Origin of the sequence: Amaricoccus macauensis (assembly GCF_049800915.1) — a bacterium.
Taxonomy (GTDB): domain Bacteria; phylum Pseudomonadota; class Alphaproteobacteria; order Rhodobacterales; family Rhodobacteraceae; genus Amaricoccus; species Amaricoccus macauensis_A.
The window spans coordinates 415,452-441,612 of sequence record NZ_JBNAFY010000001.1 but is presented as its reverse complement, the minus strand read 5'-3'; the positions used below and the strand labels follow the sequence as shown (position 1 = coordinate 441,612).

The following is a 26,161-nucleotide window of genomic DNA, read 5'->3' as shown; positions in this document are numbered from 1 at the left end:
CCCATGTCGGTATCGGATATCTCTGCCCCCAAGGGGGTTTCTGAGGGTGACGGGCGCGCCCGCCGCAATGTTGTCGTGCTTGCACTGGCTCAGGTTATCCTCGGCAGCCAGATGCCGATTTCCTTCGTTCTCGGTGGCCTAGCCGGGCAGGTTCTGAGCCCCAATGGCTGCCTCGCCACCCTGCCCATCTCGCTGATCGTTTTCGGCTCGATGGTCATGGCGCCAATGCTGGCGAGCCTCATGCAGAGCCGCGGGCGCGCATTCGGCTTCTATGTCGGCGCGGCGGGTGGTGCGCTCGGCTCTGCGCTCTGCGCCTGGGCACTCTGGCTCGGCTCCTTCCCGCTCTTTCTCGTAGGCTCGACCCTCACGGGGGCCTACATGTCGGCGCAAGGCTTCTACCGCTTCGCCGCAACCGATGGCGCGAGCGAGGCCTTCCGCCCGAAGGCCATCTCATGGGTCATGGCCGCGGGCCTAGCCTCCGCCATCATCGGGCCCCAGCTCGTGAAGCTGACACAGGACGCGCTCGCGCCGATCCCCTTCGCCGGTGCTTATATCGCCGCCGCCGTGCTCAATCTCATCGGCGCGCCGATCTTCCTTTTTCTCGACTCGCCCAAACCCAAGCCCCCGGCCGGGACAGACCTTCCCGCACGCTCCCGCTGGGATCTGATCCGAACGCCCCGCATCGCCGTGGCGATGATCTGCGCCATGGTCTCCTACGCGCTGATGAACCTTGTCATGACCTCGACGCCGCTTGCGGTCGTCGGCTGCGGCTTCACCACGAACGACGCCGCCAATATCGTCAGCGCCCACGTGCTGGCCATGTTCGGCCCCTCCTTCTTCACCGGGCACCTCATCTCCCGGTTCGGGGTCGAGCGCATTGTCGTCACAGGCCTGGTGATCCTGTCCCTCGCCGGGGTCGTCGGACTGTCGGGCGTCGAACTCACGAATTTCTACGTTACCCTGATCCTGCTCGGCGTGGGCTGGAATTTCGGCTTCATCGGTTCAACTGCCATGCTCACAGCCTCGCACCGTCCCGAGGAACGCGGCCGGGTCCAGGGCATGAACGACTTTGCCGTCTTCGGGCTCGTCGGAGTCGCTTCGCTCGCGTCCGGTGGGCTGATGAACTGCTCAGGCGGCAGCGCGATGGAAGGCTGGCAGGCGGTCAACCTCGCCATGATCCCGATGCTCGCCATGGCCGGAGGCGCACTGATCTGGCTCACACTGCTGCGCGGGAGGGCCTCAGGTGTATAGCCCCAGTACATTCGGCCCCCACCCCTAAAAGCAAGCGCTTGCATATGAGGCCGGATCAAGCGGGGTCTCGGACCATAGCGGTCCGAGACAGAAGCTAGTCAGAGCATGAAATCATCCGAAGAATACCAGCTGGCCTCGCGCCCATCATCGAAAATATTGATGCGAACCTCGGCGTTGTCATCGCCGTCCAAGTTCACCGAAACTACGGTGTAACTATTCGGATTGCCATTTGCGTCGGAAACGGCAACCCGCCCCTTGCTCGGCGCCTCTCCAGCATCGAGATCGATAACCCCACCCCACTTGAGACTCTTGTCCCCAAATAGGCTCCGAAGGTCGATCAGATCCCCCTTTTCAAAGGCCTCTGCACCATCGCCTGATGTGATCTGATCGGCGCTTCCTGGGTATGAATCATCCTCCTCCTTGAAGAGAAAGACATCGTTCCCATCACCACCGATAAGCACGTCTACGCCGGCACCACCCTTGAGGGTGTCGTCGCCGCCACCGCCTTGCAGCGTGTCCTTGCCGCTGTCACCATTCAGCTTGTCATCACCGCTGCCCCCGAAAAGAGCGTCGCGTCCGCTCCCACCTTCCAGCTTGTCCTTGCCTTCTTGGCCATGAAGCCTGTCGTTGCCTGCTTCTCCCTTGATCTTGTCCTTGCCCTTTCCCCCAAAGACCAGATCACTTCCGCCGCCACCTTTCACGGTGTCGCTGCCGTCCTCGGAGAAGATATGATCAGTTCCGCCATCGCCCCAAATTCGATCGCTTCCGCGGCCACCGTAAAGAATATCGTCGTCGTCACCGCCCCAGATCTTGTCAGCGCCGTTTCCGCCGACAATGTAATCTACGCCCTTTCCGCCATACAGTTTGTCTGATCCGTCCTGGCCGAAAATCTCGTCGTCTCCATCCTCACCGTAAATCTCGTCATCGCCGGCAGGAAGAACTATCGTATCGCCATCTTTCTTGGCCGTGCCACCACGCAGAGTGTCGTTGCCCTCTCCGCCGTAGATGATGTCCGATGATGCAAGGCCATCAATCACATCGTCGCCCTCGTAACCAAGGATCTTGTCTTCCTTGTTGCGGCCGCTAATCCGGTTGTTGCCGGCATCACCCTTGATAGTCTTCATTCTTCAGTCCTTCCAGTTTCCCGCGGTAACGCCACGGTTCTTCAGATCACGCCTTGTCGGCCCGGTGCAAAGATGAGACTGCCAAGCCAAGCCTGACTTCTGCTTGGAAGACCAAAGCCACCCACTCAGAACTTCCAAAACACCCAAACCCGAAAACAGCGCACCAATTCGAGCCCACACTTAACGCCCGGTGACCCACGAACCACCGTTGAGCTGACCATGCTCCCCTCACAGAGCTGCAGCCAGACCGGAACGCTCCGAACTTATGAATTCGTCTTCTTCGCCAGTCCAGAGAGCGATTAATAGTTGCTTAACGTTATGCGCGACAGGATTGCCTTGTTTTCGCGCAGTTTTGTGCGCCATCCGCCGCGCGTCTCGCGAAGAATTGACCGGGAAGCGCTCTGTGTTCCCATTGGGGCTTGTCTGGAAACTGAATCCAAGTTGCTAGCGCTGCTCGGTTCGCCAATCTGGATGAATCCATGACCTGTCGTTCATGGCCGGCAACAGCGTCTTTCCTAAAATGTGATCCGCAGCCTTTTCCCCGACCATGATTGACGGAGCATTGAGATTTCCGTTTGTGATCTGGGGGAGGAGCGAGCTGTCAGCGAGCCGCAGGCCCTCCACGCCGATCACCCGCGCCTCCGGATCCACAACAGCATGCGTGTCGTCGCGCCGGCCCATCCGGCAGGTGCCGCAGGGGTGATAGGCGCTCTCCGCATGTTCGCGGATGAAGCCGTCCAGTTCATCGTCCGACTGCACCGCCTCGCCCGGCTGGATCTCGTGCTTGACAAAGGGCTTGAACGCCTCCTGCGCGAAGACCTCGCGGGTGAGCCGGATGCAGGTGCGGAAATCTTCCCAGTCCTGCTCATGCGACATGTAGTTGAAGAAGATCCGCGGCGCTTCGTTCGGGTCGGTGCTCTTCAGAGTGACCTCGCCGCGCGAGGGCGAGCGCATCGGTCCAACATGAACCTGAAAGCCGTGGCCCTCTGCCGGTGCCGTGCCATCATAGCGCACCGCCATGGGCAGGAAGTGGAACTGGATGTCGGGATATTCGACACCGGCGCGCGAGCGAATGAAGGCCGCACTTTCGAACTGGTTCGACGCACCGAGCCCGGTCTTGGTTAAGAGCCATTGCGCGCCGATCACGCCTTTCCAGATCATGTTCCAGTATTTGTAAAGGGTGATCGGCTTGGAAGATGCCATCTGGATATAGAGTTCCAGATGATCTTGCAGATTCTTGCCCACGCCGGGCCGGTCGGCCTTCACGTCGATCCCGAGAGCGGCCAGTTCGACCGCAGGCCCGATGCCCGACATGAGCAGCAATTTCGGTGAATTTATCGATCCGGCCGCCACAACGACTTCGCACCGCGCTTTGATCTCCCGGCCGTCCACGAGGCGGATGCCGATGGCGCGCCCGTCCTCTATCAGGATCCGGTCCACCAGGCCGTTCACCAAGTCGCAGTTTTCCCGCTCCAGAGCCGGCCGGAGATAGGCGTTCGCAGTGGACCAGCGCCGACCTTGCCAGACGGTCTGCTCCATCGGACCGAAGCCCTCCTGCTTTTCGCCGTTGTAATCGCTGGTCAGCTCATAGCCGGCCTGCCGCCCCGCCTCGACAAAGGCCTTGAAAAGAGGATTGCGCCTGGGACCGCGCGTGACGTGCAGAGGGCCATCGTTTCCGCGCCAGTCGGGGTCGCCGCCATGCCCGCAATCATGCCAGTTCTCCATCCGCTTGAAATAGGGCAGCACATCGGCATAGGCCCAGCCATCCGCGCCCATTTCGGCCCAGGTGTCGAAATCGCGCGCATGACCGCGGACATAGACCATCCCGTTGATCGAGGAGGACCCGCCGATCACCTTGCCCCGCGGCGTGACCAGCCGCCGCCCGCCCAGGTGCGGCTCGGGCTCCGACATGTAGCCCCAGTCGTAGAGCTTCATGTTCATCGGGTACGAAAGAGCCGCGGGCATCTGGATGAATGGCCCCACGTCGGACCCGCCGTGTTCCACCACCAGCACAGACCTGCCTGCCTCAGACAGCCGGTAGGCCATGGCGCAGCCCGCGGACCCTGCGCCGACGATGACGTAATCCGCCTCCATGGAGCTCTCCTTCAGAATGGCGCTTCGACCGGGCCCATGCCCACGTAGACGGCCTTGAGCTGCGAGTAATGCTCGATGGCCGCAGCCGCGTTCTCGCGGCCCACGCCGGAGGCCTTGACGCCGCCGAAGGGCATCTCGATGGGGGTGAGGTTGTAGGTGTTGATCCAGCAGGTGCCGGCCTCGAAGGCTGCCGCCACGCGGTGGCCGCGCGCAAGATCGCGGGTGAAGACGCCCGCCGCCAGGCCGAACTCGGTGGCATTGGCGCGCGCGATCGCCTCTTCCTCGGTCTCGAATTTCAGCACGCTCGCCACGGGGCCGAAGATTTCCTCGCGTGCGATGGTCATCTCGTCGGTGACGTCAGCGAAGATCGCCGGGCACATGTAGAAACCGGGCTGGTCGAGCGCGCTCCCGCCGATCACGAGCTGCGCGCCCTCTATCACGCCCTTCTCGACATAGCGGAGCGCGATCTCGCGCTGCTGTTCGCTGACCATGGGGCCGAAATTGGTTGACTCGTCCATCGGGTCGCCGATCACCGCGCTCTTCAGCCGCTCGGCGAGGCGCGCGACGAAGGCATCGTAGATGCCGGACTGCACGAAGAGCCGCGTGCCGTTCGAGCAGATCTGGCCGGAGGAATAGAAATTGCCGTTGATCGCGCCGGCGACCGCGTCCTCGAGATCGGCATCGTCGAAGATCACGATGGGGGACTTGCCGCCGAGTTCCATCGTGACGTGTTTCATGCCCGCCGCGGCGGAGGCATAGACCTTGCGCCCCGTGGGCACTGAGCCGGTGAGCGAGACCTTCGCCACGCGCGGATCTTCCACAAGCGCCGCGCCCACCTCGCCAAAGCCCTGCACCACGTTGAAGACGCCCTCGGGCAGCCCGGCTTCGGTCAGGATTTCCGCGAGTTTGAGCGCCGTGAGCGGAGTTGTCTCCGAGGGCTTGAAGACCATGGTGTTGCCGCAGGCGAGCGCAGGCGCCGCCTTCCAGCAGGCGATCTGGATCGGGTAGTTCCAGGCGCCGATGCCCACGCAGAGCCCCAGCGGTTCGCGGATCGCATAGGCGAAATCGGCGCCCAGCTGCACATGCTCGCCCTTCAGCCCCGCTGCCACGGAGCCGAAATACTCGAGCGCATCGGCGCCGGACGCGGCATCCGCCACGAGCGTTTCCTGCAGCGGCTTGCCGGTGTCCATCGTCTCGAGCAGGGAGAGGTCCCGGTTGCGCTCGCGGATGATGTCGGCTGCCCGGCGCAGGATGCGGCCGCGCTCAACGCCGGTCATGGCTCGCCATTCGGCCCGCGCGGCATCGGCGGCTGCAAGTGCCTGCTCCACGATGGCCGGGGTCGCGGCATGCAGCCTGGCGATCGCTTCCCCGGTGGCGGGATACACCGAGGCGAAGGCTTCGCCGCTTTCGTCCTCGACATATGCGCCTGCGATGAAATGGCTGGCCCTGGGCTGTGTCTGCATTGGTCGTTTCCTTCGATGTCTCCCCGGGCGCGCGGCCCGCGGTCGAGGCGCCGTCGATCAGAGATCGAGTTCGGGTTTCGCGTAGGTGCCGTGCGCGTCGTTCATGACGTGGCGCGCATACATGGCGATGAAGACGATCGTCGCCATGTAGAGCGCGATGACGATGGCGCCGATCCACTCGATTTGGAGCCACTGGCTCTTGAAGAGCAGCGTCAGCACGAAGAGCACGGCGGTGTTGCCGGCGACATAACGCCACTTGCCGAACCGATCGACGGTGAGGTTGAGATTGTCGGTGTAGAGCCGGATCAGGCTGTCGAGCGAGTTGATCACGAAGGTCGTACCGACGATCACCATGGCGATGTTCACGAGGCCCTCGGTCGCGATGCTGTTCTCGTAGAAATAGAAGAGGACGGCGAACCAGATCGCGAGCGGGACCGACGGAATGATCATCAGCGCCGCCAGCATATGCTGGGTCTTCATCCCGCCTACGAAGCGCGAGGTGAACTGTCCGATCATGATCGACCAGGCAAACCACCAAAACAGATAGAACTCGTGATACTCGGTCAGAGGCAACACGAACCGATGCAGGTTGCCGAAGTAGCCCCCGATATGGCTGATCGATGTGCCGAATTCGGCAATCGACATCCCGGCATAGAGCCACAGGCCGATGATCAGTGCTCCGAAGAGGCCGGTCGAGCCTACCGAGAGAACCTTCACGTAGCCGATGTCGGTCGAGCTGTAGGAGGCGGCCAGGATCACCGCGAAGACAATCACGTAGAAGGTCGTCACGACGGATTCACCATCGCCGATCGAGGGTAAGTAGTAGGGCAGGTAGATGAGAAACAGGCTGCCGGTGAAGGCACAGGTGGTGATGATGACGATGTTGTTGATGAACTTCACCAACGGCTTGTCGAAGAACTTCACCCGGGGCTCGATGGCGCAGAAGTAGAAGGCGGTAAGGAAATAGAAGGCCCAGATCAGGAAACCCCAGAATCCGAATTCAAGCGCGAGCGGATTGGTAAAGGCATAGGCCGGATTCTCGCTCGTGTCGGCATAGAGCGGGAAGTCCCAGGCCAGCGGGAACATGATCAGACCGACATCGAGACCCGAGGTGAAGAGGATCGCGATGAAGGTGAAGAGCGGGACCGGGCTCGGCCCGATCAGGCGCATGTTCCACCAGCGGATCGTGCAGAAGATGACCAACGCGAAGGCCATCAGGATTCCAAAGGATATCAGATAGGTCATTCGTCTCCTTTCGATCGGTTTCAGTCGTTCAGGCAGGGCCCCAGGAGCCGCGGTAGGTAGGTCATTCGCCGCGCGGGAAGCGTGCGACGTCCTCGACGGTGTTGAGATCCATGTGATTGCGCATGAAGCGCTCGGAGGCCTTCTGGAGCGGCTGAAAATCCCACGGGTAGTAATTGCCGTTTCTGAGCGCCTCGTAGACCACCCAGCGCCGTGCCTGGCTCTGGCGCACCTCCGCATCGAACCGCCCGAGATCCCAGCGCGCATCGGCTTCCGCACGCAGGCGCGTGAGCGTGTCTGCATGAGCCGGATCGCCGGCCAGATTGGTCAACTCATGCGGATCGGCTTCGAGGTCGAAGAGCTGTTCCGGGTCGAGCACGCACCGGGTGTATTTCCAGCGACCATCACGCAGCGCCACCAGCGGCGCGTAGGAGGCTTCGGCAGCGTATTCCATCGCAACCGGGCTCTCGCGACGCTTGCCTTGCCCCAGCGGCACAAGGCTTTCGCCGGTGGTCCAGGGGGCAACCTCTTCCATGGAGATGCCAGCGAGATCGCAGAGCGTCGGCGTCACATCGATGTTGGAGACAGGATCGCTTACGAGGCCAGACGCCATGCTGGGAGCCGAGACCATGAGCGGCACGCGCGCCGATCCCTCGTAGAAACACATCTTGAACCACAGCCCGCGCTCGCCGAGCATGTCACCGTGATCCGAGACGAAGAGGATCACGGCCTCCTGCCGCGTGGCCTCCAGAACATCCAGGATCTCACCGATCTTGTCGTCGAGATAGGAGATGTTGGCGAAATAGCCCCGCCGGGCGCGGCGGATGTTCTCTTCCGTGATGTCAAAGTTGCGCCAATCGTTGGCATCAAAAATTCGCTGCGCGTGCGGGTCATGATCTTCATAAGCCATGGCGGGCACCTCTGGCAGAAGATGCTCGCAGTTCTCGTAGAGATCCCAATATTTCTTACGTGCGACATAGGGATCGTGGGGATGGGTAAAACTGACTGTCAGGCACCAGGGTCGTGAATCTTTCCCGCGTCCGAGATCGCGCAGCTTCGCGACGGCGTTGAAGGCTACTTCGTCGTCATATTCCATCTGGTTCGAGGTTTCGGCCACGCCGGCGCCTGTGACCGACCCCATATTGTGATACCACCAGTCTATCCGTTCACCAGGTTTTCGGTAGTCCGGTGTCCATCCAAAATCTGCGGGATAAATATCGGTCGTCAGGCGCTCCTCGAACCCATGAAGCTGGTCGGGACCAACGAAATGCATCTTGCCCGACAAGCAGGTGTCGTAGCCCGAACGCCGCAAATGATGAGCATAGGTGGGGATATCGGAGGAGAACTCGGCCGCATTGTCATAAACGCGCGTGCTGGACGGGAGCTGACCCGACATGAAGCTTGCCCGCCCTGGGGCACAAAGTGGCGAGGCAGTATAGGCATTGGCAAAGCGTGTGGAGCGAGCAGCCAATCGCCTCAGGTTCGGGACATGAAGCCAATCCACCGGCCCGTCGGGAAAGAGAGTGCCATTGAGCTGGTCGACCATGAGGATGAGGATATTGGGCTTGGTCATGATCCGGCTCCCGACCTATTCAAGCAAAGATCAAGGTAGTCGAGGGCCATGTCTTCCGGGCTGCAAGGCATCCCCCCATCTCGCCGAAGGACGCGTCGGATATAGGCCCCGTCAATCATCGCAGCGATTCCCTCGGCAACGAACTCGGCGCAGTCTGGCATGAGCATTCGCAGTTCATGCCGCAGATTCGATTCCAGACGCCTGTGATAGACCTCCAGAAGACGCGCCACTTCGCCCGATTTTTGAGCAAAGACATAGAAATTGAGCCAGGCATTCACGACTTCCGGCCGGAAATTCTGCTCCGAGAAACTTGTTCTAATGATGACCTCCAGCCGCTCCCGCGGCGCATTGGCGGCTGCCAGCCTCTCACGGACTTCCTTGCCATAAACGTTCAGAATATGGCGCATTGCGGCTACGAACATGCTGTTCTTGCTACCGAAATAGTGGTGAGCAAGGGCACTCGACATCCCTGCACGCTTGGCAATCTGGCTGACAGTCACATCCATCGAGCCTGTACTGCCGATCTCGGCTATGACCGCTTCGATCAGAGCTGAACTCCGCTTGGACTGCATTCCGAGTTTTGGCATGGCATCACTCAAGTGTTGTAATCTCAGGCTCACCATCTTTTAATTGACTGGTCAATCAAAAAAGGAGCACCCCTGATGAAACGAACAGCCGCCCTCGCGCTCATCCTTGCGGCCGGTCAGGCCAGTGCCCAGACCGCCTGCGACAGCGTTTCTTTTTCGGATGTGGGCTGGACGGACATCACGACCACGACCTCGGCTGCAAAACAGGTCTTCGAAGCGCTCGGGTATGATGTCGACGTGTCGGTTCTTTCCGTACCAGTTACCTTTGCGGCACTCTCTTCCGGCGATACGGATGTGTTTCTCGGCAACTGGCTTCCAGCCCAAGAGGGGGCGATCGGCCCCTATCTCGATGAGGGAAGCATCGAGACCGTCAACACGAACCTCGAAGGTACGATTTACACGCTCGCCGTGCCGGCTTACACCTATGACAAGGGCCTGCAGTCGTACGCCGATATTTCCAAGTTCGCAGAGGAACTAGACGAAACCATCTACGGCATTGAACCGGGCAACGAAGGAAACGCCTATCTCGTCAGCCTGATCGAGGAAGACAAATTCGGTCTCGGTGAGTTCGAAGTACGCGAGAGTTCCGAACAGGGAATGCTGAGCCAGGTCCGCCGAGCCTATGACCGCGAAGAAGATGTCGTGTTTCTCGGCTGGGCTCCTCATCCAATGAACGCGAACTTCGACCTCGAGTATCTCCCCGGTGGCGAGGATTTCTTCGGTGGCGAAGGTGTGGTGAACACCGTTACCCGCAAGGACTTTGTCGCAGAGTGTCCGAATGCCGGCAAACTGCTGGAACAGATGGATTTCACCATGGAGATGGAAAACACTGTCATGGGCGCCATCCTGGACGACGGCGAAGACCCCGATGACGCGGTTCAGGCATGGATCAAGGAGAATCCCGCAATCCTCGATAGCTGGCTCGAAGGCGTCACTACGACTGATGGCGAACCCGGCCTGCCGGCCGTGCAAGAAGCTTTCGGTCTCTGATCGATGAGCCGCCGGGGCTTCCTATGAAAGTCCCGGCTCCATCGAGGCGAGCAGGAAGAGCCGCCTTGACGCAGAAAGCCGTCAGGATCTGGGACGGGACCACCCGTTGCTGTCTTGGCGGGACACTGAGAGGGGGCGAGCGCAGATGAACTGGCTAACCGAAAACAAGATACCCATAGGTGATTGGGCCGCCGGGTTCTTTGACTGGCTACAACGGATCGGGCAAGGCGTGTTTGACGCGATCGCGGATGGTGGTGAAGCGATAATTGACGCACTCCTCTGGCTGATGCAGGAGCCCCCGCCTCTCATTGTCGTAGCCGTTTTCGTCGCCATCTCTTGGTTGCTGCAGCGAAATTGGAAGATTTCCCTCTTCGTTGCGCTTGGTTTCCTTTTCATTCTCAACCAGGACTACTGGGAGGAGACCACCGAAAGCCTCACGCTTGTCTTGTCCTCCTGCGTCGTCTGCATGGCAATCGGCGTACCCATCGGCATCACGGCAGCGCACCACCCAAAGCTATACGGTGTCTTGCGACCGATCCTCGATCTGATGCAAACTCTCCCGACTTTCGTTTACCTCATTCCCGCCATCGTCTTTTTCGGCATCGGCATGGTGCCCGGCCTCATCGCGACGGTGATCTTCGTCTTGCCCGCGCCGATCCGGCTCACCCATCTTGGCATCAGTTCGACACCGAAGCCGCTCCTCGAAGCCGTGCAGGCCTTCGGCGGTACCTTCGGACAGACACTCTGGAAGGTCGAGCTACCTTGGGCGATGCCGCAGATCATGGCTGGCCTCAACCAAACCATCATGCTCTCACTTTCGATGGTTGTCGTCGCTGCTCTTGTTGGTGCGGACGGACTGGGCGTCCCGGTAGTACGCGCACTCAATCAGGTGAACACTGCGCTCGGATTTGAAAGCGGTTTTGTCATCGTTGTTGTCGCCATAATGCTCGACCGTGTGCTGAGGATAGAACGCAAATGAGTACGACGGTCAGCTTCGACAATGTTTCCATCGTCTTCGGCTCCAAACCCGAGGCAGCTCTTCCGCTCATGGACGCAGGGCAGTCACGTCAGGAAATACAAGCCGAAACAGATCAAGTTCTCGGTGTCCATGATTGCTCGATCGACGTGCAGGAAGGCGAAATCCTCGTATTGATGGGTCTATCCGGCTCCGGGAAATCCACGCTATTGCGCGCCGTTAACGGCCTGAACCCCGTTGTCCGTGGCGAGGTGCGGATCAACGATGGCAATGGCATGGCGAGTGTGACGAAAGCCAGCTCAGCCGACTTGCGTCGCTTGCGCCAATCCCGTGTTGCGATGGTCTTTCAACAGTTTGGCCTCCTGCCCTGGCGTTCGGTGAAGGAAAACGTCGGCCTCGGCCTCGAACTGGCCGGCATGCCCAAGGCAGAACGCGACAAGCGAGTGCAAAGTCAGCTCGATCTGGTCGGACTTTCCGATTGGGCCGACAGCAAGGTCAGCCAACTCTCGGGCGGCATGCAGCAGCGGGTCGGGTTGGCCAGGGCCTTTGCAACAGATGCACCAATCCTGCTCATGGACGAGCCGTTCTCCGCACTCGATCCGCTTATCCGCAACCATCTCCAGGATGAGCTACTACAGCTTCAGCAAAAGCTTAAACGGACCATCATTTTCGTGAGCCATGACCTCGACGAGGCATTCAAGCTCGGAAACCGGATCGCGATCATGGAGGGAGGCCGCATCGTCCAGTGCGGAACCCCGAAAGACATCTTCAACGAGCCGGCCAACGAATACGTCCAGGATTTCGTCACGCATATGAATCCCCTCGGCGTGCTGACCGCCTCGGATGCCATGCTCCCTCCCAGCGGTCAGCATCAGGAAACCGTGCCACACGATATGCCTGTCAGTGAATTGATGGCCCGGCTCACCGGAACGACTTCCCCGATTGGTGTGACCGAGGGTGGAATCCTGATCGGTGAAGTCACCAAAAATTCGATGCTTGGTGAACTTGCTCGAAATTGCTGACAGGATGGGTCAGAGGCGGCGGGTCGATGCTCTTTTCTCCAATCGATACCCGAGGTCGATTTGTCTCTCCTTGATCGTGCCGGGATTGGAAATTTCGGCGATGATCATCTCGATGGCGCGCTGACCGATCTCCTGACGTGGCGTCGAAATTGCGGTGAGCGACGGCACCATGTGTCGCGCCATCTCCACGTCGTTGAAACTGCAGATCCCCAGAGCCTCTGGGACCGCGGTATTGCGCGCCTTGGCCTCCATAAGGCTTCCAACCGCAAGGTCATCGTTATTGCAAAGCACCGAATCCGTATCCGGCGCCTGAGCAAACAAGGTCTCTAGCAGTCGGCGCCCCATCCCCACGGATGAGGGCTGCGGCGTTGTCACGATCCGCAATTCATCGAACACTCTGGCCCCTGCACAAGCTTCGCGGAACCCCCTTAGTCTGCGCTGCGCTCTCGGATCCATCCTGGCTCCAAGGAAACCGGGTCGGCGATATCCACAATCGAGTAAGTGCTTGACCGCATCTTTTGCGGCTTCCGCATGGCGGAATCCCACACTCATATCGATCGCGTCAGAACCAATATCCATGATCTGCACGATCGGACAGGCCGCCTTGCGCAAAAGATCTTTCGCTCTGTCTGTCTGATCCACTCCCGAGATGATCAACCCGGCCGGCTTCTGACTGAGAAAATTTCCAATCAATGCCTCTTCCTTCAGCGCACTGTAGCGGAAGTTTCCGATCTGGATAAAGTAACGGGTCCCCTCCGCTGCGTCATACACACCCCTCAGCACATCCGTGAAGACGTTGTTGGTCAGTGAGGGAACAAGAAGGCCGATCGTAGTCGTCGTCCTCGATGCCAGAGCAGAAGCTGCCGGGTCAGGAATGTAACCCAAGCGACTGATTGCCGTTTCGACCTTCCTCCGGGCACGTTCGGAAACGATCTCGGGCGATCGAATCGTACGAGACACGGTGATTGCGCTAACACCCGCCTCACGAGCGACATCGATAAGGGTGGGTCGTTTGATCATCTCGCAGATTATTCCTTGTATCCCGCTTGTGTCATTTTCCTGCTACGTATTGGCCAAAAACAGGCAGGATTCATGGGGCTTCAGAACTCGTGGCGGCGCTGCACTACTTCCTCAATCGAGATCAAACTTCGCTACTCATTATTGCTACAAAAATAGACTAATTGAGCACATTGACCCGATACCGCCCACACCACTTCGCTGAAGATTCTCAGGGAATTTGCCTCGCGAATCTGCGCTGCCTCCTCAACCCGACAAGCGTAATCCCATAGACAAGCACTGGAACGCTCTCGTCCCGGGCTATCAGTTTGATTGACAAATGTTAACGCAATCATTAATGAGCGGTCCAGAGGAAGTTTCGCGTCTCACACAAGAAACGGGCGCGATACTCTCAATCTGAGAGACCAGAAAATCGGGGGGAAAATAATGGCGAACAACCTTCGCATTCTCGTGCTTGGCACGGCAATTTACGGCGCTTTGGGAGGCGGTGCCCTTGCACAGGAATACAACTTCCGTTTCCAATCGTCTGATCCGGCTGGAAACACCAACTTCGCGCTGCAGAATGAATGGGCAGAAATGGTCAGCGAAAAGACCGATGGACGTGTCGCTATCGAAATGCTGCCGGTCGAAACGATTGTCGCCCACAGCGAAACCCAAGATGCAGTTGCAGCCGGAATCATCGACGGCCATTTCACGGACACCTCCTATTTCGCAGGCAAGGAGCCAGCCTTCGGCCTGATCGCAAACCCGGTTGGCGCTTGGTCGGACCCGGATCAGATGTTCGACTTCATGGAGAATGGCGGCGGCGCAGACCTCATGAACGAAATGCTTGAGCCATACGGCCTGCATTTCATCGGCGCCACCACCCCCGGACTGGAGGCCTTTGTCTCCAAAGTTCCCCTTGAAGGTGTGGACGACCTCGAAGGCCTCAAGCTTCGCGCGCCCGAAGGCATGGTACAGAAAGTCTTTGCCGCCGCGGGGGCTGCACCCGTGAACCTGCCCGGTTCCGAAGTCTTCACTTCGCTCGACAAGGGCGTGATCGATGCGGCCGACTACAATACGTTTTCGACCAACGAAGCGCAGGGACTGCACGACGTGGCGAAACACCCCGTCTACCCCGGCTTTCACTCGATGCCGCTGATTGAAGTCTCGATCAACAAGACGACATGGGACTCACTGCCGGAAGACCTGCAAACAGCGCTTGAAGAGAGTGTAAGCGAATTCGCGAGATACCAGAGCCAAACGGTCAAGGAAGCCGACATGGCGGCGGTCGAGGAGGCCAAAGCCGGGGGCGAGATCACTGTCCACGATTGGTCAGATGAAGACCGCGCGAAGTTCCGTTCGATCGCGCGCAGCCAATGGGAGGAGGCAGCGCAAGCCTCTCCGAACTCGCAGAAGGTCTTCGATACGCTCTCGGCATATCTCGAAGCGAACGGACTGCTCGCCCCGACGAATTAGCATATGAGTGGTGCCTCCGGCCACGTGCCGGAGGCCTACCAGAAAGGCCCGTAAGGGTAAGGGCTCTCCATGACTGAATTGGCAGAAGACGCGGATCCGCTTCACCGTGAACAACCCAAGGCCACGCCCGAAGCGGGCCTGTTTGGCAGGGGCGTTCAGAGGGCGGGTATCATTTTCGCACTCGCGATTCTCGTATCTGCAGTATTGCTCTTCTACGAAGTGATCATGAGGTATGTGTTCAATGCACCAACCTCGTGGGTGCACGAAACAGTCGTCTTTCTGAATGCTTCCGCCTTTGTGTTCGGCGGCCTGTTCGCTGCAGCTTTGGACAAGCACATCCGCGTCGTTCTGTTCTATGATCGGCTTTCGGACCAAACCCGAAGACTGTTCAACGTTGGCATCTCGATCGCCTGTTTTGTCTCTTCCGTGTTTTTCGCCTGGGCCGCCTGGCAAAGCGTCAAGCGCGCTGCCTGGACGCCTCAGGGTGAATTCCATCTCGAAACAAGCGGAAGCGCCTGGAACCCGCCCTACCCCGGACTCCTGAAGGTCTTCCTTTTCGTGGTTCTGATCTTGCTGGCCGTTCAGTTCGCAATCCTCGCCGTCAATTACGCTCGGGCCAAAGGCAGAAACTGATGGATTTTCTTCCCGACTTTCAGGCGCTCGGCATCGGAGGCGCCACCCTCGCGATGTTCATCACACTCATGGCACTCCTGCTTACAGGCATGCCGCTTGCATTCGTAACGCTGCTTGTCGCTTTGATTTTTGCGCTCGGCTGGTTCGGCCCGATGGCGGTGCCCCTGATCACCAGCCGGATCTTCAGTTTCGTCAACTCATTCGTCTTTGTCTCAGTACCGATGTTCGTGCTGATGGCGGCCATTCTAGATCGATCAGGCATCGCCAAAGACCTCTTCGATGCGATGAAGGTGATGGCGGGGCGCATTCGCGGCGGTGTTGCAATCCAGACTCTCTTGGTCGCGGTCATCCTGGCCGCAATGTCCGGGATCATCGGGGGTGAAGTAATTCTCTTGGGTCTTCTTGCCCTGCCCCAGATGCTTCGGCTTGGATACGACCGCAACCTCGCCATTGGCGTCTGTTGCGCTGGGGGTGCCTTGGGGACAATGGTTCCGCCCTCGATCGTACTCATTATCTACGGGCTCACGGCGAATGTATCCGTCGGCGACCTGTTCACCGCCGCGTTTCTGCCGGGCCTCATGCTTGCGGGCTTCTACGCAGCCTACATTCTGATCCGCGCTTACCTGAACCCGGCGCTTGCTCCGATCGCGGAGCCGGATGAAATATCACGTGCCGAGAAATTGCGCCTGCTCAAGGGGCTATTCCTTCCGATCCTCGTGGTGATTTTCGTTCTTGGCTCGATTTATGGCGGGATCGCCTCGGTGACGGAAGCATCAGCCATAGGCGTCGTCGGCGTGGCTCTCTCTACGGTGATCCGGGGCGAGTTCTCGATGAGCCTGCTTGTGGGCGCTGCACGTCAGACCCTTACCACCGTCGGCATGATCGTTTGGATCGGGATTGGCGCTTCTGCACTTGTAGGGGTCTTCAATCTCATGGGCGGGATACGTTTCGTCTCCGCCTTGATCCAGGGCATTTCCGAGAACCCGACAGTCGTCATCCTTTTCATGATGGCAATTCTCTTCGTCCTCGGCATGTTTCTGGACTGGGTTGGAATTGCACTTCTCACCATGCCGATCTTCGTCCCGATCGTCACCGAGATGGGTTACGACCCGGTATGGTTCGGCGTATTGTTCGCCATGAACATGCAGGTAAGCTTCCTGTCACCACCGTTTGGGCCAGCAGCATTCTATCTCAAGTCGGTGGCGCCACCCGATATTGCACTCGGCGACATATTCCGCGCCCTGCTGCCATTCATCGGGCTGCAGATCCTGGCGGTCGCCGTACTTATCGCATTTCCCGGCATCACCGGGCATGGATAAACACGAATTGGCGCCTGGGAGGCCAGTATGACCAAAGACACCCCGAAAAAGCCCCTACGCTCGGAAAGCTGGTTCAACGACCTGCATGAACCTGAAATGACCGCGCTCTATATCGAGCGCTACCTCAACTACGGACTTACGCTCGAAGAGTTGCGATCGGGCAAGCCCATCATCGGGATCGCCCAGACGGGCTCCGACCTGTCTCCCTGCAACCGTCATCATGTGGAACTTGCGAAACGGGTCCGTGAGGGCATTCGTGAAGCAGGGGGCGTGGCCCTCGAAATTCCGGTTCACCCAATACAGGAAACCGGCAAGCGACCCACCGCAATGCTCGATCGCAACCTGGCCTACCTCTCCCTGGTGGAGTCCCTCTTCGGATACCCCATCGACGGCGTGGTCCTGACCATCGGGTGCGACAAGACAACACCGGCGCTGCTGATGGCGGCAGCAACGGTAAACATTCCGGCGATCGCCTTTTCTGTCGGCCCGATGTTGAACGGATGGTACAAAGGCAAGCGAGCAGGCTCCGGTTCCGTCATCTGGGAAGCTCGGCAGCTTTTGGCTGCGGGGGAAATTGGCAACGAGCAGTTTCTCCAGATGGCAGCTTCGTCAGCGCCTTCGGTCGGCTACTGCAATACCATGGGGACGGCTTCGACCATGAACAGCCTTGCTGAAGCCTTGGGCATGCAGCTTCCAGGGTCTGCCTCCATCCCTGCTCCATACCGCGAGCGGGCGCAAATGGCATACCGGACCGGGATTCGGATCGTTAATATGGTCCACGAGGACCTCAAGCCCTCCGATATCATGACCCGTGCTGCCTTCGAGAATGCCATAGTTGTCAACTCTGCAATTGGCGGGTCGACCAACGCCCCAATCCATCTCAACGGAATTGCGCGCCACCTGGGCATTGAACTCACCAACGCGGATTGGGAAACGCACGGATACTCCGTGCCGCTGCTGGCCAATGTACAACCTGCCGGGGCGTATCTGAGCGAAGACTATCACCTCGCGGGCGGTCTGGGTGCGACCATCGGCACTCTGGTGCGCGGCGGCCTGGTCCCGAACCCCGACACCATCACAGTCACCGGGGAGCCGTTCGCATCGCTCTATGCGGAAATCGAGATCGAGAACCAAGACGTGATCCATCCTATCGGTTCGGCGCTCACCGACAATGCTGGATTTCTCAACATGGGTGGCAATCTATTCGATAGCGCCCTGATGAAAACCTCCGTCATTACACCGGATTTTCGGGACCGCTATCTATCGGATGCCTCCGATCCGAATGCTTTCGAGGGTCCGGCCTTCGTGTTCGACGGCCCTGAGGACTTCCACAAGCGGATCGACGATCCTGCCCTTGGAATCACTGAAAAAAGCATTCTCGTTATGCGCGGGGCCGGTCCCAAGGGCTATCCCGGTGGCGCCGAAGTGGTGAACATGCGTCCGCCGTCCTACCTTATCAAACAGGGAGTTCGCGCCCTGCCCTGTATCGGCGATGGCCGGCAATCGGGAACCTCCGGATCGGCATCCATTCTGAATGCGTCTCCGGAGGCAGCAGCCGGCGGCAATCTCGCCATCCTGCGTGATGGGGACACCATTCGTGTCGATCTCAACACTCGGAAAGTGACGTTGAAGTTGTCTGACGAGGAAATCGAGGCCCGCAGGAAAGAGCTCGAAGAGAACGGTGGCTACGCAATTCCAGAGAGCCAGACTCCGTGGCAATCCATGTTCCGAAAGAGCGTCAGGCCCTTCAGCGATGGCATGATCCTTGAAGGTGCCGATGCCTACAGAGACATAGGAAATTCGAAGTCACCGCGTCACAGCCATTGAGGCTCGCGAACGAATGGGTCGTCCTGACATACCAGTCATGTCCGGGCGACCAATATGCGGCTTCACGTTCGCACAGAAAGGTTGAGGGTCGGCTCTGAACGTTCCCCGCCCGCTGCTTGCGCCAGTTCAGCGTTGCCTCACTGGGCCAAACGACTTCTCAATTGAACTGATAGCCAAATGTCTCGATGTCATTGCCGTATCTCTGCCCAATAATGCGCTTTGCACGGGGGCTGAAGACACGGACATAGCTCTCGCTGCGGTTCTGGACATTCAGCGCACCCGTGGAACTGAGTGTAGCTCCGGTCCGACGTTGGATTTCTCGTAGCCCGTCGTCGAATGCCTCAATCCGGCCGATGAAATCGCAAAAGCTCTGGCCGAGTGAAGAGGAAAGATGCGCGGTTTGCGAAAGCCAATGACGGTCCGCATGGGCGTCTGACCCATCTTCTGTTTCCAGCCACTCGACGAATTCCTCGAAAGGCATGAATGGATAGAGATGATGAAAGCGGCTGATGATCGACAGCTTGCCGGGAGTGACTGCGTCGTCGATCTTGTCTTTCCAACAGGAGTAGACCCGGGCCCAGGGATTCCTCACGAAGGAAAACACGAAGGCGGTCGGGTAAGTCTGCCGAATTTCGTCCGGGGTCAGATGCTCTTCAATATCACCGCCCGTCTCGCGCATACCAACAAACATCTGCTTGACCGTGCGGCTCGCCACTTTGGGAACAGGGGCCGCTACAAGATTCGCGCGGCGGTTCACAAACCGTTCGACACGGTCATCGCGCTTCGGCTTGACGGAAAGCCGGGCTGTTCGCATCACGCGACAGACTGGACCGGCGCTTTGCTTGTTCAGTAGGCGGCGCGAACGAAACTTCACCCGAGCTCCCCATTTCGTAGCTGATCTTGCGGAAAACAAGCCATCCCCGGGGACAGCCCTGACATTCTTCATGATCATAACTAACCCGGAAACTGGTTAACACAACTCGCGGAAGCGGTTGCGCGGCTTTCCGCTTATCAACTATCGCGCGAGCTTGGTGGAATAGCGGGACAGTAATTTTCTTGCGCCGTAGAGCGCGGTATCGAGGCTTTCGTAGCCCAGCATCTTCAATGCAATTCCACACGCCACCATGGCTGCACAAATAAGCGCCAAGCTATTGAGAGACGAATTCATTCTGTCGGCCAGGAGGAGAAACGGGAGTCCACAGGCAATTGCCGCTGCGACTTTCAGCAGAGGCTCTAGAGGCTGGCTGGCTCTGATCATTTTCGCGCCATAGGCGGTGTAGATTGCAGCATTCAGGATAGCGACCCCAAGGATCGCCCATGAGGCGCCTATGGCACCATACTCCCGCGTCGCGAAGTAGGTCACAAGGATATGCACCGCTGCGATCGAAACCGTGAGCCCCAACTGTTTCATTGTTTCCTTGTTCATGCTGAAACTGAAGGCCAAGTAGGAAGCTTGGACCCCGTTGACGAATGCCGCCAAAGACAAGATCGCCAAATGCGGCGCAACACCCGGGCCAAACGTATCATTGAAGATGATCGAGGCAACGGTGTCGTTTGCAAACACCATGACAGCCGTCAGCGGCGCCGATATGAGGAGAAGCATCTCGAAGTGCCGGCGCAACTCATCGGCGGCCCGCACCTCGCCTTCCTTCTCCAACGCTTCGAAAATGCTGGCAGCGGTCGTCTGCCCCAAGGTCACCATCAGCATCGTGATTGAGCGTTGCGATAGAGTTAGAGCGGCAGAAAAGAACCCAACCTGCGCGAAGTTCACCAGCGTCGCGAGGATGAACTGCGTCGAGAAGGCAAAGAGCATCGAGGCTGATCGCACGAACGAAAGCGGCTGGCCGAACGCAAAGAAGCTCTTCAAGACACTTCGGCTGGGCCGCGCTATCGAAGCCAGTTTCAAAACCTGCGGCAATCCGAAAGACACGGCAAGCATGGCTCCGGCCACATTCGCCCAGACGGCACTTCCGTAGCTCCCTCCAGCCAGAACAAGACCGGCAGCTAGAGATGTTGCCAGCACGGGCCGCAGAAGTGTCGCGACTGCAAAAGTGCGCCCCATTTTCTCGACCCGCAAAGCGGCGAGAACAAACTCGTGCAAGGCCGTGCTGATCGCGAAGGCCGCCGAAAGCAGGAAGAACCCGTCCATTGGTGCAGGGATCAGCAGATACCCCACGATCGTCACAGGCAGAATGAGCGCCACGGCTGCGAAAATCGCGCCGAGAGAAACCGAGAGCACACGACCACCGAACTCTTCAGCGCTGTGAAATCGGGTAATCGAACTGATGATCCATGAGAAGAGGAGCTGCTGGCAGATCGTACCGGACGCCACGATCATGTTGTATCGCCCGAACTCCTCCGGAGCCAGAAGGCGGGTAAGCACGAGCAGGGTGATCAGTGCAATGAGCGCAGCGGCAACACGCGAGAGAAAGAACCAGGCCACTAGATGGAAACACCGGATCGGCGCAACGCCCCGGCTCCTCCAAGTTGCATGGAATTGCGCGGCTCTTCCGGAAGCGGTTCCACCTTTTTAAGAAGTGTTCGCACACGGACGACAACGGCGACAAAGGTGATCCAGGTCATATCGTCCCGCTGAAGGACACTGCTCTCGGTGACATTGAGCAAACAGAATGAAATGGCGAAGACGAGAACAGGAACCAGATCATCCGCTCTGGCAATCAACTTCAGAATACGAATAACCGCTCTTAAAAGGCCAAGAACGACCCAGAAAAGCAAGCCGACACCGGCCACGCCCAATGCGAGCAGTGTCTCGACCAGACCATTGTGCGAGTAGAAAGGTGCAAACCTGAGGTCGGGATCGACGGCCATCATCATAACCCTGTCCGACTCGGGATCCCAGAAGGCGTGGTAGCCGTAGCCGAGCAGCGGCCGTTCCAGGATGTAGGGCCAGGCAAGTTCCCAGATCGGGATACGACCGGAAATCGTTGGCTTTCGATCAAGTGCGGCAAAGATCGCGTCCGTGAGGCCGGTCGCGAAGAGAAGGAAAACGAGGCTCGATGCAAACGCCAGCAAGAGCAGCGCAACAGTCGCCCATGTGAGCTTTCTAGAAACGAAAAAGACCCCGAAGAGGAGATTTGTAATCGCGATAAGGCCAACGATCTGCGCTGTTCGCGATTCCGAAGCCACGAGCATGAGGAGGCCTACGGAGACACCAGAGACGAAAAACCAGCGCGCCGAGCCCCTCGTAATGATGGCGGCATAGAGCATGAACGGCAGACCAATGGCCATCGCTCCGCCGAGCCCGTTCTTGTGATTGAATATCCCCCGCCAGGTTGTATCCCAGGGCGGAGCACCTCGCGCCTCCGGAAAGCCGGCCACCGCAAGCAGGCAACACCACGCAACGACGGCAGCCAAGACACCCAGGAAAAGCACAAGTCCACGAAGGGAATGGCCACTACCGATCAGTATGCCGATAGACGAACAAGCCAGCAGAGCAATAAGGCGCTCGGCCGTTTCCCCTGGGTTTATGCTCCAGACGACTGAGAGGCAGGACATAACGAGCAAAAGTAGCAGCGGTGGAGCCGCAATGATGCCGCGCGTGTAAGTATGCCAGAAACATCCGCAAACTCCGAAAATACCCACGTAGCAGAGGAATTTTGGGCCCCCGACACCCTCCGCGCCCAGCAGGATCGAAAAAATATCCGTCCCGACAAACAAGATCAGCGCAACGCAGAGAATGGTCAGTGCGTTGAAGGCACTGCCCGGGTTCTGTTGTCCGGATTGACCGGCTGCGTTCAGGAGGGTCATCTAACGTCCGAGGCTCCTGATCAGCCGCAATGCGAGGCGCGGCTTGAGAAGGCTGTCCGGGTAGACGGCAATTCCGCCAAACGCCACCAACAACGCACGTGTTCTGTCGCCAAATTGCAGTTCGGACCGCACCTTCGACCAGAAGACGTCAATGCGCCGCGCCCGCAATGCCCTGTCGAGATCCCGGCCCAGGCGCGCGCGAAGGGAGTCATTGGCCGCGAGCTTGTCGATACATGGCATCCGACGCGCAAAGGGCGATCCCTTCTTCAGAAAATTCGCGCCCGTCGCCCTCTGCCGGTAGAGAAGCACCTCTTCACCGTCCAGCACACCGAAATCACCAAGCTCCGCCAGGCGGCACCAGAATTCCCAATCTTCGCCATAGCTCAGGTCCTCGTCGAATCCGCCCGCTCGACGAATGGCATCTGCCCGGATCGCAAGGGATCCTCCCGTCACGACGAAGTTCTTGCGGAGCAAAGCGGCAAGCGTATCCGTCTCCGGCGCAATGGTTCTGTTGTCGGCCCCGGGCAAGGGCTCCCCATGTTCCGATATTCTCCGAACGCCACCGAACACCGCAACGGCATCCGCAGCTGCAAGCTTCTCTGTGAGCCGTGACAGAGCACGGGGCGTCAAGAGATCGTCGGCGTCTAGAAACAGCACGAATTTGCTTGAAACAGCAGAAAACCCCTGGTTTCGGGCTGCACTTACCCCGCGCGCTGGTCCGGAGTAGAGCTTGAATCGAGGATCGCGCGTCGCAGTTTCCTCGACGATTGAGGCCGTATCGTCCGTCGAACCATCGTCTACGACGATGACCTCAAATTGCTGGGAATCCTGTTGAGCCTCCAGACTCGCAAGAGTCTCACCGATATGATCGGCGGCGTTCCTCGCGGCGATGACGACTGATATGCGGGGGTTGGCGGCGCTCATCTCAGGCCTTCTCCCCACGATCATGCGACAGCGCGGCGGAACTGTATTCCGCAAATGATACGCCGAGGAACGCCGTAAGCATACCGGTTCCTCGCGCCAATTCGATTGCTCCCGCCACTCGGTGACGTGTCATCACAAGCCCCGTCGTCCCCAGTTGAGCAAGCCCAACAAGGGAGGACGCAAAGCCCTTGGCAAGGCGCTCCGCCTTGCGGGAATTGTGCAGGATGGCGATCCGACCAAGCGTGTTGCCCATGCGATGGGACCGGCGCATCAGCCAGCGCATCGTCATCCGTGTCCGCGGGATCTGATCGATGACCACAGCCTCGGACGAGGCACAGATGCGTCCACCGAACGCCTGCAGTCGAGTGAAGAGCTCTTCGTCCTCGCCACCCGTCCTATTGAACCGCACGTCAAACTTCAGATCATGCTCGTCGAGAAACCGCTTCGAAACGAGCACATTGTTTGTCGCGGCAAAATGAAGGGGCTCCCCCTCCTTAAAAGGTCCGAGTTCGAAGAGTCCGGTCTTAACCAGCCAGTCCGGCGGCGCAACTTCAAACTCTGGACGAACTGGCCCTTGAACGGCTGTCGCTCCTGTTCGCGCCTGGGTCTCCAGCATGGCAACGAGCCACCCCGGGGTCACGACCTCGTCATCATCAAGAAAAGCCACGAACTCGACATCAGCAGGAACGTGTTCGAGGAGAGCATTCCGCGCCGCAACAACGCCGGGAACCGGTTCCTGAGCATAGAACAAGGGCCATCTGCTGAGGGTCGCGACATCTCCCAAGGTTTCGGTCGCAGGTGCAGAAGGGTCGTTGTCGACAACGATCAGACGAAGGTCGACCACCGAGGCCGGACGGAAAATGCCGTTCAGGCTTTCCAGCAGTCGCTTGAGCCCATCCGGCCGGCGGCATGTCGCCACGCAGATTGCGACACGCTTCGCAGCAATTGCTGAGCCGTCCTCAAGCGGCGCGGACATAGCCGGCCCTTTCCAGCACTTCCCCAGCGATCCGGTCGAACCGTGCCTTGCGGCCTTCGCTCCAGTCTGCCCACCGTCCTACCGGCTTGAAACTCGCATCGCGTGCTTGCGGCTGCCACCGGCTGTCGCTCGTCTTTTCCGAGCGTGACGACCCCCTCACGGGCAAAGCCGCAAGTGCCTCTCGATCGTAGCGCACAGGATCGAGCCCAGTGTGCGAAAGCAACGCCTCGATGACCGTATCCTGATCATCGATCAACCTTTCATAGTGAAGAACCATCACATCGGGGTGTTGATTTACACCGCCCTCGTCGAAGGTAAGAATGGCCTCCGTCCCAAGTTTCCATTCCCAGGCAAGCTGCTTGAAATTCTTCCGCCCCAGCGAGCTTGAACCGAATGTCTTCAGGGACGAGTCGAGCACATCGCGCCCGTCACGCAGGCAAAGGACGCATTTTGCGCCCGGGAATATCGTAGTAAGTAGGCCAATGTTCTGAACGTGCGGGCTTTTCAGCAGAATTTGCCGTTCACCTGCCTCTCGCTGAAGCTCTCGCAACCAGGCTCCCGAAAGCAGGGCCAATGCGTCGAGCCGATCCAGCACCTCCGCATTGCGCGGGAAATACGACAGGAACTGATCCATGAAGGACGTGGCGCTGCGGGCCGCGTGCAGCAACGGGAATTCGTAGAGCCGCCCCGGATCAGCACATACATCCGGATGCAGTGCCAGCACATCCCTGAGAAAATTCGTGCCAGATCGTGGCATCACACCAAATACGAGGATGGGCGCAGGCCCGTCTCCTCGTGCATGGAGTGCGATATCACGCAGCCTTTCTGCAGTTTCGGCGCCGACCTGCGGTAGAAAATCCTCTCGATCGAGATAGGACAGCCCTGTGACGCGGCGCGTCATCGGATAGATGTCACCGAGCCGAAGCGAACTCAGGACACGGCGGAAATCATTGGGCATTGGCCACCTCGAGGTTCACACGGACTTCAGGGTCGGATTTCGATTGCGAGGGCCAGGGCAGTGTTTCGCGCTCAAGCAATTCGGCTACGAAACCGATATCTTCCTGAAATTGCGCCGACAGTCGCTCCCGCGTTTCCGGCAGCATCGGCGCGATCTCGGACCGAAGATCCCGTTTGTTCAGTGCCAGCAGGTCACGCACGCCCGGTGCAGCCTTCACACTCCGCACCGCATCCCCGAGGCCAAGCGAGCGCGCGGCATCGCCTGCCGATCTCAGGACCTTCTGGAAACCGGCATTCCGGCTTGCCACGCTTTCGTGGCTCCGCTCGCCCAACGTGTCGGGCCGGACCTCGGAAGACACACCGAGATGCGCACAGACGCGCGCATAGGCAGTCTCCGGGTCTGCTGCGATGTCTTCTGCCAAAAGAACCAGAACAGCCTCACGGCCGAAAACGTCCAGCCAACGCTCGAGGTTCCTCTTATAGCGCCCCTGCTCGACGTAAAGCGGATTGGCTTCAAGAGCGTCTTCGAATGTCCGAGTGTCGGGAATGTGCCCCTTCCGGATCTCGTGAAGATGGTTCGAGAAGGCACGCGCAACCGGATCGCGCAAGATTGCAATGATCCGAAACTCTGGATTGTATGCATTGGCTCGGGCCGGAGCCGAGAGACTGTAGAAGTAGGAGGGTGAGCATTCACCGCGCTTCACGTCCGCCTCGTCGCTTCGAAAGAAGCTTTCATACCACTCGTAACCGCGATCGACATGATGCGTAAAAAAATCGATTTCCTTCGGCGTACTTGCCTCGATTCCGGAGTGGGCTGACAGGACATCGTGAAGCCATGACGTGGCCGCCTTCTGCACGCCAATCCCGATGAAATCCACCTTCAATTGCCGCTGACTGTTCCGATCCCGCATATTCCGCTTACCTGATACTCTCGAGCGCCGCTCATACTATCATCCACCG

The 26,161-nt window shown here is 58.9% G+C and carries 22 protein-coding genes; 8 read left to right on the top strand and 14 right to left on the bottom strand.

All coding sequences use genetic code 11. The features are described 5' to 3' along the window. The first annotated feature begins 3 nt into the window (after positions 1–3). Positions 4–1,251: an MFS transporter gene (locus ACP15W_RS01875; RefSeq protein ID WP_424931128.1), complete on the top strand. Its 1,248-nt coding sequence runs from the start codon at positions 4–6 to the stop codon at positions 1,249–1,251. A gap of 98 nt (positions 1,252–1,349) precedes the next feature. On the opposite strand, the gene ACP15W_RS01870 is transcribed toward ACP15W_RS01875, so the two are convergent. The 6 genes from ACP15W_RS01870 to betI form a co-directional block, all read right to left on the bottom strand. Further along, complete coding sequence (locus ACP15W_RS01870; RefSeq protein WP_424931127.1) at positions 1,350–2,375, bottom strand: calcium-binding protein; 1,026 nt, start codon at positions 2,373–2,375, stop codon at positions 1,350–1,352. A 444-nt stretch (positions 2,376–2,819) separates the two neighbouring features. Further along, positions 2,820–4,469, bottom strand: a complete 1,650-nt coding sequence (gene betA / locus ACP15W_RS01865) for a choline dehydrogenase (RefSeq protein ID WP_424931126.1) — start codon at positions 4,467–4,469, stop codon at positions 2,820–2,822. An 11-nt stretch (positions 4,470–4,480) separates the two neighbouring features. Further along, on the bottom strand, positions 4,481–5,932 hold the full coding sequence (betB, locus tag ACP15W_RS01860; protein WP_424931125.1) for a betaine-aldehyde dehydrogenase: 1,452 nt from the start codon (positions 5,930–5,932) through the stop codon (positions 4,481–4,483). Between the two features lie 57 nt (positions 5,933–5,989). Beyond that, entirely contained in the window at positions 5,990–7,177 is a 1,188-nt protein-coding gene (locus ACP15W_RS01855) for a BCCT family transporter (RefSeq protein ID WP_424931124.1), read from the bottom strand. A 61-nt stretch (positions 7,178–7,238) separates the two neighbouring features. Beyond that, positions 7,239–8,747 carry a choline-sulfatase gene (gene betC / locus ACP15W_RS01850; RefSeq protein WP_424931123.1) on the bottom strand — a complete coding sequence of 503 codons (1,509 nt, stop codon included), beginning with the start codon at positions 8,745–8,747 and terminating at the stop codon, positions 7,239–7,241. Beyond that, a complete protein-coding gene (gene betI / locus ACP15W_RS01845) occupies positions 8,744–9,346 on the bottom strand; it encodes a choline-binding transcriptional repressor BetI (protein ID WP_424931122.1) in 603 nt (200 codons plus the stop codon). Before betI ends, betC begins: the two co-directional genes overlap by 4 nt. A 63-nt stretch (positions 9,347–9,409) precedes the next feature. Here betI and choX point away from each other — a divergent pair, with 63 nt between their 5' ends. From choX to choV, 3 genes are all read left to right on the top strand, one after another. Continuing rightward, complete coding sequence (choX, locus tag ACP15W_RS01840) at positions 9,410–10,324, top strand: choline ABC transporter substrate-binding protein (protein ID WP_424931121.1); 915 nt, start codon at positions 9,410–9,412, stop codon at positions 10,322–10,324. 145 nt (positions 10,325–10,469) lie between these two features. After that, on the top strand, positions 10,470–11,303 hold the full coding sequence (gene choW, locus ACP15W_RS01835; protein WP_424931120.1) for a choline ABC transporter permease subunit: 834 nt from the start codon (positions 10,470–10,472) through the stop codon (positions 11,301–11,303). Then, positions 11,300–12,322 (top strand): choline ABC transporter ATP-binding protein, encoded by a 1,023-nt coding sequence (choV, locus tag ACP15W_RS01830; protein ID WP_424931119.1) that lies wholly within the window; start codon positions 11,300–11,302, stop codon positions 12,320–12,322. Before choW ends, choV begins: the two co-directional genes overlap by 4 nt. 9 nt (positions 12,323–12,331) lie before the next feature. On the opposite strand, the gene ACP15W_RS01825 is transcribed toward choV, so the two are convergent. After that, entirely contained in the window at positions 12,332–13,342 is a 1,011-nt protein-coding gene (locus ACP15W_RS01825) for a LacI family DNA-binding transcriptional regulator (RefSeq protein WP_424931118.1), read from the bottom strand. A 423-nt stretch (positions 13,343–13,765) separates the two neighbouring features. On the opposite strand from ACP15W_RS01825, the gene ACP15W_RS01820 reads away from it, so the two are divergent. The 4 genes from ACP15W_RS01820 to ACP15W_RS01805 all read left to right on the top strand — a co-directional run bounded on the left by ACP15W_RS01820 (position 13,766) and on the right by ACP15W_RS01805 (position 18,576). After that, positions 13,766–14,797 carry a TRAP transporter substrate-binding protein gene (locus ACP15W_RS01820; protein WP_424931117.1) on the top strand — a complete coding sequence of 344 codons (1,032 nt, stop codon included), beginning with the start codon at positions 13,766–13,768 and terminating at the stop codon, positions 14,795–14,797. A 69-nt stretch (positions 14,798–14,866) separates the two neighbouring features. Further along, a complete protein-coding gene (locus tag ACP15W_RS01815; RefSeq protein WP_424931116.1) occupies positions 14,867–15,430 on the top strand; it encodes a TRAP transporter small permease subunit in 564 nt (187 codons plus the stop codon). Next, a complete protein-coding gene (locus ACP15W_RS01810; RefSeq protein WP_424931115.1) occupies positions 15,430–16,749 on the top strand; it encodes a TRAP transporter large permease in 1,320 nt (439 codons plus the stop codon). The genes ACP15W_RS01815 and ACP15W_RS01810 overlap by 1 nt, the downstream gene beginning before the upstream one ends. A gap of 27 nt (positions 16,750–16,776) precedes the next feature. Further along, positions 16,777–18,576 carry an IlvD/Edd family dehydratase gene (locus tag ACP15W_RS01805; RefSeq protein WP_424931114.1) on the top strand — a complete coding sequence of 600 codons (1,800 nt, stop codon included), beginning with the start codon at positions 16,777–16,779 and terminating at the stop codon, positions 18,574–18,576. Positions 18,577–18,733: 157 nt separating this feature from the next. Here ACP15W_RS01805 and ACP15W_RS01800 read toward each other — a convergent pair whose 3' ends face one another. The 7 genes from ACP15W_RS01800 to ACP15W_RS01770 form a co-directional block, all read right to left on the bottom strand. Continuing rightward, positions 18,734–19,450, bottom strand: a complete 717-nt coding sequence (locus ACP15W_RS01800) for a sulfotransferase family 2 domain-containing protein (protein ID WP_424931113.1) — start codon at positions 19,448–19,450, stop codon at positions 18,734–18,736. Positions 19,451–19,591: 141 nt separating this feature from the next. After that, entirely contained in the window at positions 19,592–21,019 is a 1,428-nt protein-coding gene (locus ACP15W_RS01795; protein ID WP_424931112.1) for a lipopolysaccharide biosynthesis protein, read from the bottom strand. Next, positions 21,019–22,344 (bottom strand): O-antigen ligase family protein, encoded by a 1,326-nt coding sequence (locus ACP15W_RS01790; protein WP_424931111.1) that lies wholly within the window; start codon positions 22,342–22,344, stop codon positions 21,019–21,021. The genes ACP15W_RS01795 and ACP15W_RS01790 overlap by 1 nt, the downstream gene beginning before the upstream one ends. Beyond that, on the bottom strand, positions 22,345–23,268 hold the full coding sequence (locus ACP15W_RS01785) for a glycosyltransferase family 2 protein (RefSeq protein ID WP_424931110.1): 924 nt from the start codon (positions 23,266–23,268) through the stop codon (positions 22,345–22,347). A gap of 1 nt (position 23,269) precedes the next feature. Next, positions 23,270–24,244, bottom strand: a complete 975-nt coding sequence (locus ACP15W_RS01780) for a glycosyltransferase family 2 protein (protein WP_424931109.1) — start codon at positions 24,242–24,244, stop codon at positions 23,270–23,272. Next, on the bottom strand, positions 24,228–25,202 hold the full coding sequence (locus ACP15W_RS01775; RefSeq protein WP_424931108.1) for a sulfotransferase family protein: 975 nt from the start codon (positions 25,200–25,202) through the stop codon (positions 24,228–24,230). The genes ACP15W_RS01780 and ACP15W_RS01775 overlap by 17 nt, the downstream gene beginning before the upstream one ends. Beyond that, positions 25,192–26,112, bottom strand: coding sequence for a sulfotransferase family protein (locus ACP15W_RS01770; protein ID WP_424931107.1), 921 nt, complete (start codon positions 26,110–26,112; stop codon positions 25,192–25,194). Before ACP15W_RS01770 ends, ACP15W_RS01775 begins: the two co-directional genes overlap by 11 nt. Between the last annotated feature and the right edge of the window lie 49 nt (positions 26,113–26,161).

Bases quoted from the DNA above. Each gene is read 5' to 3' on its own strand.
- ACP15W_RS01875 (WP_424931128.1), top strand. From the start codon at position 4: ATGTCGGTATCGGATATCTCTGCCCCCAAGGGGGTTTCTGAGGGTGAC.
- ACP15W_RS01870 (WP_424931127.1), bottom strand. From the start codon at position 2,375: ATGAAGACTATCAAGGGTGATGCCGGCAACAACCGGATTAGCGGCCGC.
- betA (WP_424931126.1), bottom strand. From the start codon at position 4,469: ATGGAGGCGGATTACGTCATCGTCGGCGCAGGGTCCGCGGGCTGCGCC.
- betB (WP_424931125.1), bottom strand. From the start codon at position 5,932: ATGCAGACACAGCCCAGGGCCAGCCATTTCATCGCAGGCGCATATGTC.
- ACP15W_RS01855 (WP_424931124.1), bottom strand. From the start codon at position 7,177: ATGACCTATCTGATATCCTTTGGAATCCTGATGGCCTTCGCGTTGGTC.
- betC (WP_424931123.1), bottom strand. From the start codon at position 8,747: ATGACCAAGCCCAATATCCTCATCCTCATGGTCGACCAGCTCAATGGC.
- choX (WP_424931121.1), top strand. From the start codon at position 9,410: ATGAAACGAACAGCCGCCCTCGCGCTCATCCTTGCGGCCGGTCAGGCC.
- choW (WP_424931120.1), top strand. From the start codon at position 10,470: ATGAACTGGCTAACCGAAAACAAGATACCCATAGGTGATTGGGCCGCC.
- choV (WP_424931119.1), top strand. From the start codon at position 11,300: ATGAGTACGACGGTCAGCTTCGACAATGTTTCCATCGTCTTCGGCTCC.
- ACP15W_RS01825 (WP_424931118.1), bottom strand. From the start codon at position 13,342: ATGATCAAACGACCCACCCTTATCGATGTCGCTCGTGAGGCGGGTGTT.
- ACP15W_RS01820 (WP_424931117.1), top strand. From the start codon at position 13,766: ATGGCGAACAACCTTCGCATTCTCGTGCTTGGCACGGCAATTTACGGC.
- ACP15W_RS01815 (WP_424931116.1), top strand. From the start codon at position 14,867: ATGACTGAATTGGCAGAAGACGCGGATCCGCTTCACCGTGAACAACCC.
- ACP15W_RS01810 (WP_424931115.1), top strand. From the start codon at position 15,430: ATGGATTTTCTTCCCGACTTTCAGGCGCTCGGCATCGGAGGCGCCACC.
- ACP15W_RS01805 (WP_424931114.1), top strand. From the start codon at position 16,777: ATGACCAAAGACACCCCGAAAAAGCCCCTACGCTCGGAAAGCTGGTTC.
- ACP15W_RS01790 (WP_424931111.1), bottom strand. From the start codon at position 22,344: ATGACCCTCCTGAACGCAGCCGGTCAATCCGGACAACAGAACCCGGGC.
- ACP15W_RS01785 (WP_424931110.1), bottom strand. From the start codon at position 23,268: ATGAGCGCCGCCAACCCCCGCATATCAGTCGTCATCGCCGCGAGGAAC.
- ACP15W_RS01780 (WP_424931109.1), bottom strand. From the start codon at position 24,244: ATGTCCGCGCCGCTTGAGGACGGCTCAGCAATTGCTGCGAAGCGTGTC.
- ACP15W_RS01775 (WP_424931108.1), bottom strand. From the start codon at position 25,202: ATGCCCAATGATTTCCGCCGTGTCCTGAGTTCGCTTCGGCTCGGTGAC.
- ACP15W_RS01770 (WP_424931107.1), bottom strand. From the start codon at position 26,112: ATGCGGGATCGGAACAGTCAGCGGCAATTGAAGGTGGATTTCATCGGG.